The following is a 531-nucleotide window of genomic DNA, read 5'->3' as shown; positions in this document are numbered from 1 at the left end:
GCTGACATGGCATCGTCTGGCCACTTCCTGGAAAGAAAGGTGTTGACGCAGCTCCTGGAGCATGACTTGTTGAAGCGAGGAAGAGGTTTGGAAATACGGAGAGGCAAAGGGGCTCTTCTCGTTAAATGTGTGACCACAGCTGCATATATAGCGTCTCTGGCGATATAGGAGATGCAACTCTTTATGGAGAAGTGGGGAATGTTTGATGAGGCGCGTATAGTAGCCCTTTATGCGTCTTGTAGTGGCCTTACAATGAGGGCAGATGTGTTCTTGAGGCGGCAGCTGAACCGCTAAAACCAAGGCTGATTCCGTTTCCTTTAAATTTTGAATCCATTCCTCTTTAATTCCTGTTAATTTTTCGATATAATTTAGAGAAGGCATATGTATTCAACTCACTTTCTTTATTGTTTGATCACTTTAATTGTAGAGGATTTGAGTGCATATGCCTATTTTTTTATTGAAAAAAAGTAGGCGCTGAGAGGACACGCATCTGGACGGTCACTTTAGCGCCCCAAAATAAATTATAGAACC

1 protein-coding gene is annotated in these 531 nt (G+C 42.9%); it reads right to left on the bottom strand.

The window, feature by feature from the left end; translation table 11 throughout:
- Positions 1–381, bottom strand: a 381-nt coding sequence (locus HMPREF1246_RS10350; RefSeq protein ID WP_021737383.1) for an ISL3 family transposase, incomplete at its 3' end; no start/stop codon positions are given.
- Between the last annotated feature and the right edge of the window lie 150 nt (positions 382–531).

The organism is Acidaminococcus sp. BV3L6 (assembly GCF_000468835.1).
Classification (GTDB): Bacteria; Bacillota; Negativicutes; order Acidaminococcales; family Acidaminococcaceae; genus Acidaminococcus; species Acidaminococcus intestini.
Note: the sequence above shows the minus strand (reverse complement) of the source record. Positions and strands in the feature narration are given on the sequence as shown.